Genomic DNA, 15,980 nt, shown 5'->3' with positions numbered 1-15,980 from the left:
GAGCGGTCAGGCGCTGTGGACCTCGGCGACGGCGCCGACGAGGGCCGAGCAGATCGTGGCGAGGTCCTCGGCGGTGCTGACGTAGGGCGGCATCGTGTAGACGAGGTCGCGGAAGGGGCGCACCCACACCCCGCGCTCGATCGCGGCCGCGGCGACCTCGGCGGTGCGCACCGGCTCGTCGAGCTGGATGACGCCGACCCCGCCGAGCACCCGGACGTCCCGGACGTGCGGCAGGTCGGCGGCCGGCTTGAGCCCGCGAGCCAGCCCCTCCTCCAGCCGCGCCACCTGGGTGGGCCAGTCGTTGGCCTGGAGCAGGTCCAGGTTGGCCAGGGCCACCGCGCACGCCAGCGGGTTGGCCATGAACGTGGGTCCGTGCATCAGCGCGCCGGACGCGCCGCCGCTGACGCCCCGCGCCACCTCGGAGGTGCACAGCACCGCGGCGAGGGTGAGGTAGCCGCCGGTCAGCGCCTTGCCGACGGTCATCACGTCGGGCACCACGCCGCAGCGCTCGGCCGCCCACAGCGTGCCGGTGCGCCCGAAGCCGGTCGCGATCTCGTCGAAGATGACCAGCGCGCCGTGCTCGCGGGCCAGGCTCGCGAGCACCTGCACGGCATACGGGCTGTAGACGTGCATGCCGCCGGCGCCCTGCAGCAGCGGCTCGACGACGACGGCGGCGATGTCGTCGGCGAACTCGGCATACAGCGCGCGGGTGGCGCGCTCCCACTCGACCATCGCCGGGTCGTCGGGGCCGACGTCGAGGCCGGCCGGCGGGCGCGGGGCGAAGACCTGCTCGGGCAGCACCCCGGTGAACAGCGTGTGCATGCCGCCGACCGGGTCGGTGACGCTCATCGGCGCGAAGGTGTCGCCGTGGTAGCCGCCGAGGATGGTGAACATCTTGCGGCGCGGGCGCCCGGCGTTGACGTGGAACTGCCACGCCATCTTCAGCGCGACCTCGACCGAGACCGAGCCGGAGTCGGCGAAGAACACGTGCTGGAGCGGCGACTCGGCGGCGCCCTCGGGCCGGGGGGCCAGGTCGATGAGCCGCCGGCCCAGCTCGACCGCCGGCTCGTGGGTCAGCCCGCCGAACATCACGTGGCTCATCCGGGAGAGCTGTCGGTGAGCCGCGGCGTCGAGCTGCGGCACGGCATACCCGTGGACCGCGCACCACCACGAGGACATGGCGTCCACGACCTCGCGGCGCTCCCCGGAGGGCAGGCGCAGCCGCAGCCGCACGCCGCTGGCCGACTCGACCAGGTGGGGGGTCGAGGGCGTCAGCGCCGAGGAGTACGGGTGCCACAGGTGGTCGCGGTCGAACGCGAGCAGGTCGTCGAGGTCGCTCATCGCCACCGATTGTCCTGTATGCCGTGCGGCTGGCTTCCCGGGCACCGGCACCCGAGACTGGGGTTGTCGATTCCGGCGCGGCCCGTTCGTCGAGGTCATGTCCGAGCACACCGACTGGCGGAGGAGAACCGCGATGGCTCAGTACCTGGTCCTGATCTACGAGAACGAGTCCGGCTACGACAACCCCGACCCCAGCGTCTGGCAGCAGGCGATGGAGGCACACAACCGCTTCGCCGAGCAGGTGGTCGAGCTCGGCGGGCAGATCCTGGGCGGCAACGCGCTGCAGCCGACCGCCACCGCCACCTCGATCCGCGGCGACGTGGTCACCGACGGCCCGTTCACGGAGACCAAGGAGGCGCTCGGCGGCTTCTACCTCATCGAGGCCAAGGACCTCGACCACGCCCTGCAGATCAGCAGGCTGTGCCCGGCGCCGTTCGGCGGGGTCGAGGTGCGCCCGGTCATGGAGTTCCCGGAGCAGGGCTGATCGCTTGGCAGCGCAGCGTGAGCTGGTCCGCGAGGCGCTCGCGGAGGCGCACCGGCGCGAGTGGGCCCACGTGCTCACCGCGACGGTGCGCCTCACCCGCGACCTCGACCTGGCCGAGGAGTGTTCCCAGGAGGCGTTCCTCACCGCCGTCGAGGCCTGGGAGCGCGACGGGGTGCCGCGCAACCCGGGCGCCTGGCTGACCACCACGGCCAAGCGCAAGGCGCTCGACGCGCTGCGCCGGGCCTCGACGCTGCGCACGAAGCTGCCCCTGCTGGTCGAGCCCGAGATGACCGACGACGGGCCGGGCGACCGGCCGGACGGCGGCGTCATCGCCGACGACCGGCTCCGGCTGGTGTTCACGTGCTGCCACCCGGCGCTGGCCCGGGAGGCGCAGGTCGCCCTCACCCTGCGGCTGGTCTGCGGGCTGACCACCCCGGAGATCGCCCACGCCTTCCTGGTCAGCGAGCCGACGATGGCGGCGCGGGTCACCCGGGCGAAGAAGAAGATCACCGCCGCCCGCATCCCCTACCGGGTGCCGGAGACCCACGAGCTGCCCGAGCGGCTCGACGCGGTGCTGACCGTGGTGCACCTGGTCTTCACCACCGGGCACACCGCCCCCTCCGGCGACACTCTCGTGCGGCCCGACCTCGTCGCCCGCGCCCTCGACCTGGCCCGGGTGCTGCTGGAGCTCATGCCCGACGAGCGGGAGGTCCGCGGACTGCTCGCGCTGCTGCTGCTCACCGATGCCCGCCGGGCCACCCGTGTCGACGGGTCCGGCGAGCTGGTCCTGCTGGAGGACCAGGACCGCAGCCGCTGGGACCGCCAGCAGGTGGCCGACGGGCGGGTCCTCGTCGTGGACGCCCTGCGCGGCGGCCGGCCGGGCCGGTTCGCCCTCCAGGCGGCGATCGCCGCGGTGCACGCCGAGGCGCCGAGCTGGGCCGACACCGACTGGCGGCAGGTGGTCGGCCTCTACGACCTGCTGCTGCAGGCCTGGCCCTCCCCGGTCGTCGCCCTCAACCGGGCCGCGGCGGTGGCGATGCGCGACGGGCCGGCCGCGGGCCTGGTCGCCCTCGACGCCCTCGACGCCGGTGCGTTGGCCGGCTACCGCTACCTGCCGGCCACCCGGGCCGACCTGCTGCGCCGGCTGGGCCGGGCAGGGGAGGCGACCACGGCATACCGGCAGGCCCTGGACCTGACCGACAACGCGGCCGAGCGGGCGTTCCTGCAGCGGCGGCTCGCCGAGGTCGGCGGCTGGCCGGCAACCGGGTGAAGACGTCACCACACCCGGGTGTGGTGACGTCTTCACCCGGGACTCGTCCACCTGAGGGAACCGCCCCGGTGACAGCGTGGCGATGCTGGCGCCATGGTCGTGCGACGACGGCACGCGGTGGCGTTCGGCGGGGCGGTCGGCCTGGTCGCGGTGTGCGCGCTCGGGGGCTACCTCGGTGGCTGGGCGTGGACCGGCTTCCGGGGCAACACCCTCTGGGACTGGCTGCACCTGCTGGTGCTGCCGGTCGTGCTGGCCCTGCTGCCCCTGTGGCTGCGGACCCACACCCGCCTGGAGCTGGTGTGGGTCCTGGCCCTCGGCCTGGCCGGGCTGGTGTTCGTCGTGCTCGTGCTCGGCGGCTACGTCCTCGGCTGGGCGTGGACCGGCTTCCGGGGCAACACCCTGTGGGACTGGCTCGAGCTGCTCGTCGTGCCGTTCGTGCTGCCCGTGGTGCTGCTGCAGCTCAGCCGCGAGGAGGAGCGGCTCACCGACCCCAGGTCGACGTCTCGCTGACCCCGTGCTCGACGCAGGTGGCGCTCCAGCCGCCCGGCGTGACCTGCACCTTCATCCGTCGCCGGCACGCCACGCAGTAGCGCGGCGGCTCCAGCTCCAGCGCCCGGGCGCACGCGTCGTGGTCGCCCTCGGCCGCTGCCTCACCGCAGCGGCCGCACCAGACGGGGGCACCCGTCATACCGGTCGTCGTCATGGGCGTCAGAGGGTCGCGTTGAGCGCCTTGATCGGCATCTTGAGGTCGTCCAGCAGGGCCAGGTCGTCCTTGGGGTCGCGGCCCAGGGTGGTCAGGTAGTTGCCGACGATGACCGCGTTGATGCCGCCGAGCAGGCCGTTCTTGGTGCCCAGGTCGCCCAGGGTCAGCTCGCGGCCACCGGCGTAGCGCAGGATCGTGCGCGGCAGGGCCAGGCGGAACGCCGCGATGGTGCGCAGCGCGTCGTTGGCCTCCATGACCGGCAGGTCGCCGAACGGCGTGCCGGGGCGCGGGTTGAGGAAGTTCAGCGGCACCTCGTGCGGCTCGAGCTCCCCGAGCTGGGCCGCGAGCTCGGCCCGCTGCTCGACGGTCTCGCCCATGCCGACCAGGCCACCGCAGCACAGCTCCATGCCGGAGTCCTTGATCATCTGGCAGGTCTCCCAGCGCTCCTCCCACGTGTGGGTGGTGACGACCTGGGGGAAGTAGGACCTGCCGGCCTCGAGGTTGTGGTTGTAGCGGTGCACGCCCATGTCGCGCAGGTCGTCGACCTGCTCCTGGGTGAGCATGCCCAGGCTGGCGGCGACCTGGATGTCGACCTCGGCGTGGATCGCCTTGACGCCCTCACGCATCTGGCTCATGAGGCGCTCGTCCGGCCCGCGCACCGCGGCGACGATGCAGAACTCGGACGCGCCGGTCTCGCGGGTCTGCCTGGCGGCCTTGACCAGCTCGGGGATGTTGAGCCACACCGAGCGCACCGGGGACGTGAACTGCCCGGACTGGCTGCAGAAGTGGCAGTCCTCGGGGCAGCCGCCGGTCTTGAGCGAGACGATGCCCTCGACCTCGACGTCGGGGCCGTTGTACTTCATCCGGACCTCGTGGGCGAGCGCCAGCAGTTCCTCGAGCTGCTCGTCCGGGGTGTTCAGCACGGCCAGGACCTGCTCGTAGCGCAGCGCCTCGCCCCGCTCGAGCACCTGCTCGCGCGCGACGGCCAGAATGTCAGTCTCAACGGCAGTCATGGTCACCGATTGTGGACCACCCCCGCGGTAAGCCGTGCCGCAGGTCCGCTGGATGGCCTCCCGAGGGCGGGTGGTCGGGAGGAGAGGCGCTGGTGACGGAGGTCGACTTCACCCGCGGGGCACCGGTGCCGACGGACCTCGACGTGGCCTGGGTGCACGGGTCGCGGCGCGGTCACACGGACCCGCCGATCCAGGTGCACCGGGCCGACCCGCACACGGTGGTGCTGCGCCAGAGCAAGGACGTGCACTACGAGGGGCCGTTCCTGTTCCTGCTGTTCGGCAACGAGCGTGCCGTGCTGTTCGACACCGGGGCGACGGCCGACCCGGCGCGGTTCCCGCTGGCCGACACCGTCGAGGAGCTCGTGGTCGAGTGGCTGCGCGAGCACCCGCGCGAGTCCTACGAGCTGGTGGTCGCGCACACGCACGCGCATGGCGACCACGTCGCCGGCGACGTCCAGTTCGCCGGGCGGCCTGACGTCACCGTGGTCGGGACCGGCCTGGCCGCCGTGCAGGACTTCTTCGGGTTCACCGACTGGCCGGCGCAGGTCGTGACGCTGGACCTCGGGGGCCGGGTGCTGGAGATGACCGGCATCCCCGGCCACCACCCGGCCTCCGTGGCGGTCCACGACCCGTGGACCGGGTGGCTGCTCACCGGGGACACGGTCTACCCCGGCCGGCTCTACGTGGAGGACGTGCCGGCGTTCCTCGACAGCCTGGACCGGTTGGTGGCGCTTGCGAGGTCCCGCCGGGTGACCGCCGTGCTGGGCTGCCACGTCGAGATGACCACGACACCGGGGCGGGACTACCCGCTCGGGGCGACCTGGCAGCCGGACGAGGCGCCGCTGCCCATGACGGTGGCCCAGCTCGTGGCGGTGCGGGACGCGGCCAGGTCGGTCGCGGACCGGCCCGGGGCGCACGCCTTCGACGACGTCGTCATCTGGCACGGGCCGTGCCGGGGCGCCGCGCTGCGGCACCGGGCCCGGCTCGCGGCATACCGGCTGCGCACCTGGCGGGCGACCGGCTGACTTTGCGCAGGTTGAAGTCGCCGGACCGCCCGTCACGGGGTCTGGCAGCGACCCTTTCCTGCGCAACGGCCGTGCGGATCACTCCGGCTCGGCGGTGGCCCCCGCGTAGAAGTCCTCGTCGTCCGGCAGGCTCTGGCTCTGCTCGATCACGTCCGCCTCGTTGGCCTCGACCGTCGGCAGGGCGGTCAGCGGGCGGTCGGTGTCCGCCTCGGCCTCCTCGTCCTCGGACTCCGGGGTCCAGGGCTCCTGCTGCTCGGCGGCGTCGGGCTCGGGGACCTGCTGCTCGACGTTGTCCTCGGGAGAGGGGCTCACGGTGACTCCTTCCGCGGGGTCGGTGTCCGACCCATCGTGCGCCTCCCGGCTTGCGGGCGCCACCCGCCCAACGTCCCGCCGGGGGTCAGGCGAAGGCCAGGGCGACCAGGGCGACCGGCACCGCGATGACGGCCGCGGCGAAGGCGTACATCAACGCCGACAGCCACCGGGCGGGCCGCTCCGCGGCGGCCAGCAGCTCCATCCGGGGCAGCGCCGTCCCTCCGCCCGCGGCCATCGCGGCCTCGGGGTGGCGGCCCTGCGCGAGCGTGACGAGGGCGCGCGCCACCGGGGTGACGCCGGCGACGCGCACGGCCGCCCGGTCGGCGAGCACCTCCACGAGCAGCCGCACCTCGGCCAGCGCGGCCTCGGAGCGCAACCACGGCGGGACCGCCCGGTGCAGCACCGTGAAGAACTCCAGCACCAGGTCGTGCCGGGCGCGCAGGTGGGCCCGCTCGTGGGCGAGCACGGCCGCCAGCTGGTCCGGCGGCAGAGACTCCAGCGCTCCCCGCGTGAGCACGACCCGGCGCCGCAGGCCGGGCAGGCAGTATGCCGTCGGCGTCGGGTGCGCCAGCACCCTCACCGTGCCGTCGCGGTGAGTGACCTGGGGGGCGTCGACGTCGTCGGGCAGCCCGAGCAGGTCGACCAGCTCGCGGTGCTCGCGCCGCACGGCCCGCAGCCGGGTGCCGACGCGGTGCCCGGACCACAGCAGCCGCAGCAGCATCCCGGCGGAGAGCGCCAGGGCGAGCCCGCCGACGACGGCGCGGCCGGAGCCATGACCGGCGGTGGCGGGAATGACGGCGGGGCCGGCGGCGAGCGCGGCCAGGACAGCGGCGAGGGACACGCACTGCCAGACGACCAGCGCGGGGCGGGGCGAGCGGCGGAAGCCGGTGCGCCGGGACATGACCCGGGGCGCCGCGCCGGCGAGCACGAGGGCGACCAGCACCAGGGCCGCGACGACCAGCACGGTCAGGCGGGCGGTGCGTCGCGGCGGGCCTCGAGCGCGGCGAGGGCGGCTCGCAGGTCGGCGATCTCGTCGGCGGAGGCCTCGTCGAGGAAGTGCACCATCGCGGCGCGGCGGTCGTCGGCGGCCAGGCCACCCAGTGCGTCACGCAGGGTGCGGGCGGTCAGCTGCTCGCGGGAGCCCACCGGGGCGTAGCGCCACGCGCGGCCGTCGCGCTCGCGCTCGACCACGCCCTTGCGGGTGAGCCGGTCCAGCACGGTCATCAGGGTCGTGTAGGCCAGGTCGCGTTCGGCGCCGACCACGTCGTGGACCTCGCGCACCGTCGCGGGCCCGTCGCCGTTCCCGGTCCGGGTCCACAGGTGCTCCATGACGGCCCGCTCGAGCTCGCCGAGCCGCGGGGTGGGGTCAGTGGCCATGCTCAGGAACCTACCTCCGCCCGATGGGTGGTCCCGCCGAGGTCGACCACCCGGTCGAAGCCGTCCAGGCTGTCCAGGCGGTGGCTGACCATGACCACGGTCCGCCCGCGGGAGGCGTCGAGCAGGTCTGAGACCACGGCCTCGGCGGTCGGGTGGTCCAGGTGGGCGACCGGCTCGTCCAGCAGCAGCACAGGCCGGCCGGAGAGCAGGGCCCGCGCGATGCCGAGGCGGGCGCGCTCGCCGCCGGAGACGCCACGCCCGCCGGCGCCGAGCACGGTGTCGAGGCCTTCCGGCAGGCCGGCGAGCCAGTGCCCCAGCCCGGCGTCGAGCAGGGCCACGCCGATCTCGTCGTCACCGCAGCCGGGGCGGGCCAGGCGCAGGTTCTCCCGCAGGCTGCTGGCGAAGACGTGCGGGGTGTCGTCGACCACGGCGAACAGGGCGCGGGTCTGCTCCAGGTCCAGGCCGCGCACGTCGTCCCCGTCCAGCTCGTAGCGGCCGGACCGGGGGTCGAGCGCCCGGGCGAGCACCGCCAGCAGCGTGGACTTGCCGGACCCGTTGGGGCCGACGACGGCGACGTGCTCCCCGGGCTCGAGGTCGAGGTCGAGGGGGCCGAGCTGCGGGCGGTCCCCGGCCCAGGCCGCGGTCAGCCGCCGCAGCCGCAGGCCCGGCACCGCGCCGTCGGCGGTGGGCACCGGCCAGTCGCCGCTGTCCCGCACCGCCGGCTCCTGTTCGAGCAGGGCCTGGAGCCGCTCGGCGGCGGCCAGGGACCGGGCGCGGGCGCTCATTGCGTCGGGCAGCACCGCGAGGGCGTCGCCGACCGCGAGCGGGGTCACCACCAACAGCGCCGCGACCGGCCCGGCCAGGTCCGCGCGGGCGGCGAGCACGGCAGAGGCGACGGTCGCGCCGGCGGTGAGCAGCAGCAGGCTCCCGACACCGACCGAGCGCACCCGGCCCTGCCGGGTGGTGGCCCGGACCAGGTCCTCGTGGGCCGCGGCCAGCCACCGGTTCGCCTGCTCGGTGCCGCCCACCGCCTGCAGCTCCAGGGCGTTGCCGGAGACGAGGGCGGAGACCCGGGCGACCTCGGCGCGGGCCCGCAGCGACACGGCATACGTGCGGCGCTCGGCGCGCCACAGGCCGGCGGCGAGCAGCCCCGCCAGCCCCACCTGGGTGGCCACGACGGCCCCGGCGTCCGGCAGCACGAGCACGGTGAGGGCCGCGGCGACGCTCGCGGCGAGCAGGGCCGAGAGCACCGGCACGGTGACCCGGACCTGGGCGTCGACCTCGTCGTCGAGGTCGCGCACGGCCCCGGTCAGCACCTCGGAGCGGCCGCGCCGGCCGAGCCGGGCCGGGGTCAGCGGGACCAGGCGGCGGTAGGTGCGGGTCCGGCGTTCGGCGAGGTCGCCGAGGGCGGCGTCGTGCGAGCGCAGCCGCTCCAGGTAGCGGAAGGCGGGGCGGGCGATGCCGAAGGCGCGGACCGCGACGATCGCCGTGAGCAGGGTGAGGATGACCGGGCGGGCGCTGGCCGAGACGATGAGCCACCCCGAGGTGGCGGTCAGGGCGATGCCGGACGCGGTCGCGGCCGCGCCGATGAGCCCGGCGGGCAGGATCGGGGGCGTGGACCGGGTCATCGCGTCACGGTCCACGGGGCCGGCGACAGCGCGACGTGGGCGTCGGCGTGCTCGAGCAGCTCGGGCCGGTGGGTCACGGCCACCACGACGCGCTCCTCGGCCAGGTCGCGGATCGCCTGGTGCGCGGTGGCCGCGGCGTCCGGGTCCAGGTGGGCGGTGGGCTCGTCGAGCAGCACCAGCGGGGCGCTGCTCAGGAGCACCCGGGCCAGGCCGAGCCGGGCGCGCTGCCCCGCGGACAGGCCGAACCCGTCGTCGCCGATGCGGGCGCCGAGGCCGTCGGGCAGGCCGGCGACGAGGCCGTCGAGGCCGACCTCGCGCAGCGCCTCCCACAGCTGCTGGTCGCCGGTGCCGTAGCGGGCGCCGAGCAGCAGGTTGTCCCGGATCGTGCCGGCAGACAGGAACGGCTGCTGGGTGAGCAGGTGCGCCCGGGGCACCTCGACGTGGCCGGCGGTGGGGGTCCGCAGCCCGGCCAGCAGCTCCAGCAGGGTCGACTTGCCGCAGCCGGACGGCCCCGTCACCACGGTCAGCCCGGGCCGGGCGTCGAGGTCCACCGCGGTGAGGGTGTCGGTGCTCGCGCCGGGGTGGCGGTAGGCCAGGCCAGTGGCCCGGGCCTGCGGCGCGGCGCCCTGGGCCGGGGCCCGGGACGTCCGCTCGAGCTCGGTGAAAGCCTCCTCCAGGGCGGCAGCGCCGTCGGCGGCGGAGTGGAACTCGGCCCCGACGCGGCGGATCGGCCAGTACGCCTCGGGCGCCAGCAGGATCGCGGTCAGCGCCGGCCCGAGCGGCATGTCGCCACCCGCCAGGCGCAGGCCCACGGTCACCGCGACCAGCGCCACGGAGATGGTCGCCAGCAGCTCCAGTGCGGCGGAGCTGAGGAAGGCCAGCCGCAGGGTCTGCATCGTGGCCCGGCGGTGCCGCTGGCTGACCGCCTCGATCGAGTCGGCCTGGGTGCGGCCCCGGCCGTAGGCGACGAGGGTCGGCAGGCCGCGGACCACGTCGAGGAAGTGACCGGACAGGGTGGCGAGGGCCCGCCACCGGGCGGCGGTCGCATCGGCCGTGGTGCGTCCGATCAGCGCCGCGAACAGCGGCAGCAGGGGGACGGTCAGCAGCACCACGAGCGCGCTGGGCCAGTCGACGAAGGCCAGGGTGAGGATGGCCATGGCCGGCACGACAGCGGCGTGGATCAGGGAGGGCAGGAAGCGCGCCACATAGGGCTCGACCGAGGTGGCGCCGTCGGTGGCCAGGGTCAGGGCCCGGGAGCTCTCGGGCCGGTCCTCGGCCGGACGGCCGAGCCAGGTGGCCAGCAGGCGCTCGCGCAGCGCCGTCGAGACCCGCGAGCCGGCACGGGTGGCGGTGGCCTCCATCCCGGCGGCGAGCAGGCCGCGCACCGTGAACAGCGCCGCGACCGCGAGGGCCGGCCCGGTCAGCGACCGCCCGTCGACCACCGCGACCACGAGCGCGGACACCGCGAACGCCGTCGCCACAGTCGCCGCACCCTGGACCACGCCGAGGCTGCCGAGCGCCGCCACGGCACGGCGGGCGCTCGGCAGCAGGCGCAGCAGACGCGGATCGAACGGGCGCATCAGCGACTCGGTGCGGGCGCGGTCGGCGGGACCGGGCTGTTGCCCGGGGCCTGCGGGGCGGACGGCGCCGGGGCCGCGCCGCTGGCCGCGGGGATGTGCCGGGTGCCGATCCGCCGGCGGAAGACCCAGTAGGTCCACGCCTGGTAGGCCAGCACCAGCGGGGTGAACACCGCCGCGACGATCGTCATGATCTTCAACGTGTATGCCGTGCTGGACGCGTTGGTCACGGTCAGCGAGAACGCGGGGTTGGTCGAGCTCGGCATGACGTCGGGGTAGAGCGCGAGGAACAGCGAGGCCACTGCCGCGCCGATCGCGACGAACGTGCCGACGAACGCCCAGCCCTCTCGGTCGCGCCAGGAGGCGAACAGGCCCGCCAGCAGCGCCACCGCGGCGGCACCGGCGGCGACCCAGGAGGCGGCCGATCCGGTCTGCGCGTTGAGGGTCACCAGCAGCGCGACCGCCAGCGCGGCGGCCACCAGGCCCACCCGTAGCGACAGCTCCCGGGCCTGGCGCCGGATGTCCCCCTCGGTCTTGAGCGCCACGAAGATCGCGCCGTGGGTGAGGAACAGGGCCACCGTGGTCAGCCCGCCGAGCAGCCCGACCGGGTTGAGCAGGGTGAAGAGGTTGCCGGTGTACTCCTTGGCCGCGTTGATCGGCACGCCCCGCACGATGTTGGTCAGCGCCACGCCCCACAGCAGGGCCGGGACGACTGAGCCGACGACGATGGCCGCGTCCCACCGGCGGCGCCACACGGGGTCGTCGACCTTGCCGCGGTAGTCGAAGCCGAGCGCCCGGACGATCAGCGCGACGAGGATGAGCAGCAGCGGCAGGTAGAACCCGCTGAACAGCGTGGCGTACCAGTGCGGGAACGCCGCGAACGTCGCCCCGCCGGCAGTCAGCAGCCACACCTCGTTGCCGTCCCAGACCGGGCCGATCGTGTTGAGCAGCACGCGCTTGCGGGTCTCGCCGTCCTCGCCGCGGCCCAGCACCGGCATGAGCATGCCGACGCCGAAGTCGAAGCCCTCGAGGACGAAGTAGCCGGTCCACAGCACCCCGATGAGGATGAACCAGACGGTGGTGAGCTCCATGGTCTCTTCCTGCTCTCTCGTGCGGTCGCTCAGTAGGCGAAGACGAGGGGGGCGTCCTCGTCCCGCTCGGACGGTGGCACCGGCGCCTCGACCGGCTCGGCACCCCTGGCGATGTAGCGCAGCAGCAGCTTCAGCTCGACCACCGCGAGGCCGCCGTAGAGCAGGGTGAACGCGATCAGCGAGGTCCAGACCTCACCGGCCGACACGCTGGGGGACACGCCGTGGGCGGTGGTCATGACGCCGAACACGATCCACGGCTGGCGGCCCATCTCGGTGAAGATCCAGCCGAAGCTGTTGGCGAACAACGGCATCAGCGGCACGGCATACACGGCCCACCGCCAGCGGCGGTCGACCGGCAGGCGCCCGCGGCGGGTGGACCACAGCACGGCCAGCGCGATGAGGGTGGCCAGGATGCCCAGGCCGATCATCAGCCGGAACGACCAGTAGGTCACCGGGATCACCGGGGTGTAGCCGCTCTGGCTGAACGTCAGCGCGCTGCTGTTGGCCCCGTAGGTCTGCTGGTAGCTCGAGCGCAGCTCGTTGATGCCCTGGACCCGGCCGTCGAAGTGGCCGGTGGCCAGGAAGCTGAGCAGCCCGGGCACGGTGACGGCGAACTTCTCCTGGGTGCCGTCGAGCGAGCCGACGGTGAACAGCGAGAACGGCGCGTTGTGCGAGGAGGTGGTGTAGAGCGCCTCGGCTGCGGCCATCTTCATCGGCTGGACCTCGGTCATGACCTTGCCCTGCAGGTCTCCGGAGACCATGATGCCGATCGCCGCGACGAGGGTGACCCAGGCGCCGGCGCGGGTGGCCGTACGGTACATCGGGCGCTCGCCGCCGGGGGTGCGCCGGCGCAGCACGTGCCACAGCCCGACGGCCATGACGAACGCGCCGCCGACCATGTACGACGCGATGATGGTGTGCGGGAAGGTCACCAGCTGCACCTTGTTGGTGAGCACCGCCATGAAGTCGGTCAGCTCGGCGCGGTGGGTGGCCGGGTTGAGCCGGTAGCCCACCGGGTGCTGCATCCACGAGTTGGCGGCGAGGATGAAGTAGGCGGACAGCAGCGTGCCGATGTGCACCAGCCCGATGCTCGCGGCGTGCAGCTTGCGGGGGAGCTTGTCCCAGCCGAAGATCCACAGCCCCAGGAAGGTCGACTCGAGGAAGAACGCCAGCAGCGCCTCCATCGCCAGCGGGGCACCGAAGATGTCGCCGACGAAGCGCGAGTAGTCGCTCCAGTTCATCCCGAACTGGAACTCCTGGACGATGCCGGTGACCACGCCCATCGCGAAGTTGATCGTGAAGAGCTTGCCGAAGAACTTCGTCAGCCGCAGGTACTCGTCCTTGCCGGTGCGCAGCCACGCGACCTGCATGCCGAAGACGACGGCGGACAGGCCGATCGTCACCGGCACGAAGAAGAAGTGGTAGACGGTCGTGATGGCGAACTGCCATCTGGCGATGTCGACGGTTCCCAAGACTGCTCCCGCGATCGGTGGAGTACTACCGGGCGTAGTAGATACTACGACGCGTAGTAGATCCCCGTCGCAGCCTCCACGACAACCGTGTCCGACATCACTGGCGGCGTCGCTGGACCAAGGTCCTCAGGGGGCCGGGACCACCGTCACCGGTTCGCAGGCCCTCCCGCGCACCGTGAGGTTCGAGGGTGTGTGGGGGGTATGCCGGGCGCCCGGCTCGCGTCGTCGTCGCGCCGTCGGACCGTGGCTGGCGGTGGGGTTGCCGTTCGCGGTGGTAGCCGCGCTCAACCTGGCGGGGGTGACCTTCAGCCCGGCCTGGCGCCACGGCTACGACCTGGCCATCTACCGCGAGTCGGTCCACGCCTGGTGGGCGACGGGGTCACCGTACGGCTGGGCCACGCAGCGGGGGCTCGGCTTCACCTACCCGCCCGTGGCGCTGCTCGCCTTCGTGCCGTGGGCGCTGCTGAACCAGTCCGCGGCGTGGGTGCTCTGCGTGCTGCTCATCGCAGTGGCCGGGACGGCCTTCTGCCGGTGGTGGTCCCGGCTCGTCGCGCCGGGTGCCTCCCTCGCGACGCTGTCCCTGGGGGCGGCCGTCCTCGCGGTGACCGACCCGGTCAACGACGCGATGGCCCTCGGCCAGGTGAGCCCGTTCATCGGGGCGGCTGCCGTCGCCGCGGTCGCCGCGGTCCCGTCCCGCGCCGGTGCGTGGGCAGGGGTCGGCGCGGCGGTGAAGATCACCCCGCTGGCCGACCTCGCCGCCTTCTGGTTCCGGCCGGACCGGTTGCGCCGCACGGCATACGCACTGGGGGCGGCCCTGGTGCTGACCCTGTTCGGGGTGCTGCTGGCCCCGGCCGCCTCCTGGGCCTACTGGACCTCGGCGCTGTGGGACACCCGACGGGTCGGCCGCACCGGCTCCGCGTCCAACACCTCGCTGCCGGGGCTGTTCGCCCACGCCGGTCTGGCCGACCGGCCTGCGCTGCTCGCGGGGGTGGGGCTGACGGCGCTGCTGGCCGTGGGGTGGTGGGCGCTCGCGCTGCGCCGGCACAGCCTCGACCGGCTCGACCTGGCGCTCGCCGCCGGCGTCCTCACGCTGCTGGCGACGCCGGTGTCCTGGTCGCACCACGGCCTCGCGGTCTGCCTGGGGTGGGCGACCCTGGCCCTGCGGGGCCGCCGGCTGCTCGCCCTCGCCGGGGCGGTGCTGTGGACGCTGCCCGTGTTCGAGCTGGCTGGCCGGCTCGACGGGCCCCTGCAGCTCGCGGTGCAGTCGGTGCGCCCGCTGAGTGCGGTGCTGCTGCTCTGGCTGCTGGCCGGTGCCCGGTCGCGGGTCGGGGACGACGCGGCCGCCCCCGACCCGCGAGCGTCCGTGGCTCAGGCGTCGGGGTAGCCCTTGGGGTTCTGCTGCTGCCAGCGCCACGTGTCGGCGCACATGTCGTCGATGCTGCGCTCGGCCCGCCAGCCGAGCTCGGCGTTGGCGCGCGAGGGGTCGGCGTAGGACACCGCGATGTCGCCGGCGCGGCGGGCGACCACCTCGTAGGGCAGCTCGCGGCCGACCGCGCGCTCGAAGGCGTGCAGCATCTCGAGCACGCTCGTGCCCGTGCCGGTGCCGAGGTTCCACGTGCTGACGGGCTCGTCGGTGCTGGCCAGCTTGTTCAGCGCGGCGACGTGGCCGGCGGCGAGGTCCTCGACGTGGATGTAGTCGCGCAGCCCGGTGCCGTCAGGGGTGTCGTAGTCGTCGCCGTAGACCTGCAGCTTCTCCCGGCGACCAACGGCGACCTGGGCGATGAACGGCACGAGGTTGTTGGGGATGCCCTGCGGGTCCTCGCCGATGGTGCCCGACTCGTGCGCACCGACGGGGTTGAAGTAGCGCAGCAGCGCGATCCGCCAGCCCTCCTCGGCCGCGGCGACGTCGCGCAGGATCTGCTCGATCATCACCTTGGTCCAGCCGTAGGGGTTGGTGGCCGAGGTCGGGCGGTCCTCGGTGGCGGCCTCCTGGTCGGTGCCGTAGACCGTGGCCGACGAGCTGAAGACCAGCTTGTCCACGCCGTGGCGCCTCATCGCGCGCACCAGGGAGAACGTGGAGCCGAGGTTGTTCTCGTAGTACTCCAGCGGCTTCTCCACGCTCTCGCCCACAGCCTTGAGCCCCGCGAAGTGGATCACCGCGTCGATCTGCTCGTGGGCGAAGAGGTGCTCGGTCTTGTCGTGGTCACGCAGGTCGAAGGCGTGCACCGGCAGGTGCCGTCCGGTGATGGCCTCGAGCCGGTTCACCACCGCCGGCTTGGAGTTGGCGAAGTTGTCGACGACGAGGACGTCGTGACCCGCGGCGATGAGCTGGACGACTGTGTGGGAGCCGATGTAGCCGGCTCCTCCGCTGACGAGTACGCGCATGCGGCCAAAGTATGCCGTGGGGCCCGGTGCCGGGGCGCCGTCCCCGTCCGTGGCTACCGCGGTCGCTCGTCGACGATCCGCCGCGCCTTGCCCACCGACCGCTCGATGCCGCCGGGGTCGAGGATGTGCACGCGGGCGCTGGTGCCGATCCGGCTCTTGATGTGGTGCTGCACCTCGCGGGCGACGGCCTCGCGGTCCAGGTCGCCGGCGTCGGGGGCGGCCTCGACGTTGACGGTCAGCTCGTCGAGCCGGCCGGGCCGGGTGAGCACGCACTGGAAGTACGGCGACAGCCCCGGGACCGA

General features: G+C 74.0%; 16 protein-coding genes and 1 pseudogene. 5 read left to right on the top strand and 12 right to left on the bottom strand.

Going from position 1 to position 15,980, the window contains the following annotated elements; all coding sequences use genetic code 11:
* Window positions 1-6 precede the first annotated feature (6 nt).
* Complete coding sequence (locus ACXVGS_RS07145) at window positions 7-1,341, bottom strand: adenosylmethionine--8-amino-7-oxononanoate transaminase (protein WP_458536782.1); 1,335 nt, start codon at window positions 1,339-1,341, stop codon at window positions 7-9.
* Window positions 1,342-1,474: 133 nt separating this feature from the next.
* Here ACXVGS_RS07145 and ACXVGS_RS07140 point away from each other — a divergent pair, with 133 nt between their 5' ends.
* From ACXVGS_RS07140 to ACXVGS_RS07130, 3 genes are all read left to right on the top strand, one after another.
* Window positions 1,475-1,825, top strand: a complete 351-nt coding sequence (locus ACXVGS_RS07140) for a YciI family protein (RefSeq protein WP_458528464.1) — start codon at window positions 1,475-1,477, stop codon at window positions 1,823-1,825.
* A 4-nt stretch (window positions 1,826-1,829) separates the two neighbouring features.
* A complete protein-coding gene (locus ACXVGS_RS07135; protein ID WP_458536781.1) occupies window positions 1,830-3,095 on the top strand; it encodes an RNA polymerase sigma factor in 1,266 nt (421 codons plus the stop codon).
* 93 nt (window positions 3,096-3,188) lie between these two features.
* Window positions 3,189-3,605: a hypothetical protein gene (locus ACXVGS_RS07130; protein WP_458530772.1), complete on the top strand. Its 417-nt coding sequence runs from the start codon at window positions 3,189-3,191 to the stop codon at window positions 3,603-3,605.
* Here ACXVGS_RS07130 and bsaP read toward each other — a convergent pair.
* Together bsaP and bioB are read right to left on the bottom strand one after the other, a co-directional pair.
* Window positions 3,577-3,798: a biotin synthase auxiliary protein BsaP gene (gene bsaP / locus ACXVGS_RS07125; protein WP_458536780.1), complete on the bottom strand. Its 222-nt coding sequence runs from the start codon at window positions 3,796-3,798 to the stop codon at window positions 3,577-3,579. The genes ACXVGS_RS07130 and bsaP overlap by 29 nt on opposite strands.
* Before the next feature lie 5 nt (window positions 3,799-3,803).
* The gene (bioB, locus tag ACXVGS_RS07120) at window positions 3,804-4,811 is read right to left on the bottom strand and encodes a biotin synthase BioB (RefSeq protein WP_458534691.1); all 1,008 of its coding nucleotides are present in this window, start codon (window positions 4,809-4,811) and stop codon (window positions 3,804-3,806) included.
* 92 nt (window positions 4,812-4,903) lie between these two features.
* Here bioB and ACXVGS_RS07115 point away from each other — a divergent pair, with 92 nt between their 5' ends.
* On the top strand, window positions 4,904-5,836 hold the full coding sequence (locus ACXVGS_RS07115; protein ID WP_458534692.1) for an MBL fold metallo-hydrolase: 933 nt from the start codon (window positions 4,904-4,906) through the stop codon (window positions 5,834-5,836).
* 78 nt (window positions 5,837-5,914) lie between these two features.
* Here the strand turns inward: ACXVGS_RS07115 and ACXVGS_RS07110 are convergent, their stop codons facing one another.
* The 7 genes from ACXVGS_RS07110 to ACXVGS_RS07080 form a co-directional block, all read right to left on the bottom strand.
* A complete protein-coding gene (locus ACXVGS_RS07110) occupies window positions 5,915-6,148 on the bottom strand; it encodes a hypothetical protein (RefSeq protein WP_458530769.1) in 234 nt (77 codons plus the stop codon).
* A gap of 85 nt (window positions 6,149-6,233) precedes the next feature.
* Window positions 6,234-7,112: a M56 family metallopeptidase gene (locus tag ACXVGS_RS07105; protein WP_458530768.1), complete on the bottom strand. Its 879-nt coding sequence runs from the start codon at window positions 7,110-7,112 to the stop codon at window positions 6,234-6,236.
* A gap of 2 nt (window positions 7,113-7,114) precedes the next feature.
* Entirely contained in the window at window positions 7,115-7,525 is a 411-nt protein-coding gene (locus ACXVGS_RS07100; protein WP_331114833.1) for a BlaI/MecI/CopY family transcriptional regulator, read from the bottom strand.
* Between the two features lie 2 nt (window positions 7,526-7,527).
* The gene (cydC, locus tag ACXVGS_RS07095; protein ID WP_458536779.1) at window positions 7,528-9,153 is read right to left on the bottom strand and encodes a thiol reductant ABC exporter subunit CydC; all 1,626 of its coding nucleotides are present in this window, start codon (window positions 9,151-9,153) and stop codon (window positions 7,528-7,530) included.
* Entirely contained in the window at window positions 9,150-10,733 is a 1,584-nt protein-coding gene (cydD, locus tag ACXVGS_RS07090; protein ID WP_458530766.1) for a thiol reductant ABC exporter subunit CydD, read from the bottom strand. The genes cydC and cydD overlap by 4 nt, the downstream gene beginning before the upstream one ends.
* Complete coding sequence (gene cydB / locus ACXVGS_RS07085) at window positions 10,733-11,821, bottom strand: cytochrome d ubiquinol oxidase subunit II (RefSeq protein WP_458534023.1); 1,089 nt, start codon at window positions 11,819-11,821, stop codon at window positions 10,733-10,735. The genes cydD and cydB overlap by 1 nt, the downstream gene beginning before the upstream one ends.
* A 29-nt stretch (window positions 11,822-11,850) precedes the next feature.
* A complete protein-coding gene (locus tag ACXVGS_RS07080; RefSeq protein ID WP_458534022.1) occupies window positions 11,851-13,293 on the bottom strand; it encodes a cytochrome ubiquinol oxidase subunit I in 1,443 nt (480 codons plus the stop codon).
* 253 nt (window positions 13,294-13,546) lie between these two features.
* Between ACXVGS_RS07080 and ACXVGS_RS07075 the strand changes: the two genes are divergently transcribed.
* Window positions 13,547-14,677 carry a glycosyltransferase family 87 protein gene (locus ACXVGS_RS07075; protein ID WP_458536778.1) on the top strand — a complete coding sequence of 377 codons (1,131 nt, stop codon included), beginning with the start codon at window positions 13,547-13,549 and terminating at the stop codon, window positions 14,675-14,677.
* Here ACXVGS_RS07075 and galE read toward each other — a convergent pair.
* Together galE and ACXVGS_RS07065 are read right to left on the bottom strand one after the other, a co-directional pair.
* Window positions 14,662-15,678, bottom strand: a complete 1,017-nt coding sequence (galE, locus tag ACXVGS_RS07070; RefSeq protein WP_458530762.1) for a UDP-glucose 4-epimerase GalE — start codon at window positions 15,676-15,678, stop codon at window positions 14,662-14,664. The two genes, ACXVGS_RS07075 and galE, sit on opposite strands and share 16 nt — an antisense overlap.
* 53 nt (window positions 15,679-15,731) lie before the next feature.
* A pseudogene (locus tag ACXVGS_RS07065) lies at window positions 15,732-15,980 on the bottom strand (phenylacetate--CoA ligase); the annotation flags it as partial.

This window comes from Oryzihumus sp., from assembly GCF_054325275.1.
This window is presented reverse-complemented; position numbering and strand designations above follow the sequence as displayed.

What these genes read in the sequence shown, in the direction of transcription:
- bioB (WP_458534691.1), bottom strand. Translation starts at nt 4,811, where the DNA reads ATGACTGCCGTTGAGACTGACATTCTGGCCGTCGCGCGCGAGCAGGTG.
- ACXVGS_RS07140 (WP_458528464.1), top strand. Translation starts at nt 1,475, where the DNA reads ATGGCTCAGTACCTGGTCCTGATCTACGAGAACGAGTCCGGCTACGAC.
- ACXVGS_RS07100 (WP_331114833.1), bottom strand. Translation starts at nt 7,525, where the DNA reads ATGGCCACTGACCCCACCCCGCGGCTCGGCGAGCTCGAGCGGGCCGTC.
- cydB (WP_458534023.1), bottom strand. Translation starts at nt 11,821, where the DNA reads ATGGAGCTCACCACCGTCTGGTTCATCCTCATCGGGGTGCTGTGGACC.
- galE (WP_458530762.1), bottom strand. Translation starts at nt 15,678, where the DNA reads ATGCGCGTACTCGTCAGCGGAGGAGCCGGCTACATCGGCTCCCACACA.
- ACXVGS_RS07145 (WP_458536782.1), bottom strand. Translation starts at nt 1,341, where the DNA reads ATGAGCGACCTCGACGACCTGCTCGCGTTCGACCGCGACCACCTGTGG.
- ACXVGS_RS07130 (WP_458530772.1), top strand. Translation starts at nt 3,189, where the DNA reads ATGGTCGTGCGACGACGGCACGCGGTGGCGTTCGGCGGGGCGGTCGGC.
- cydC (WP_458536779.1), bottom strand. Translation starts at nt 9,153, where the DNA reads ATGACCCGGTCCACGCCCCCGATCCTGCCCGCCGGGCTCATCGGCGCG.
- cydD (WP_458530766.1), bottom strand. Translation starts at nt 10,733, where the DNA reads ATGCGCCCGTTCGATCCGCGTCTGCTGCGCCTGCTGCCGAGCGCCCGC.
- bsaP (WP_458536780.1), bottom strand. Translation starts at nt 3,798, where the DNA reads ATGACGACGACCGGTATGACGGGTGCCCCCGTCTGGTGCGGCCGCTGC.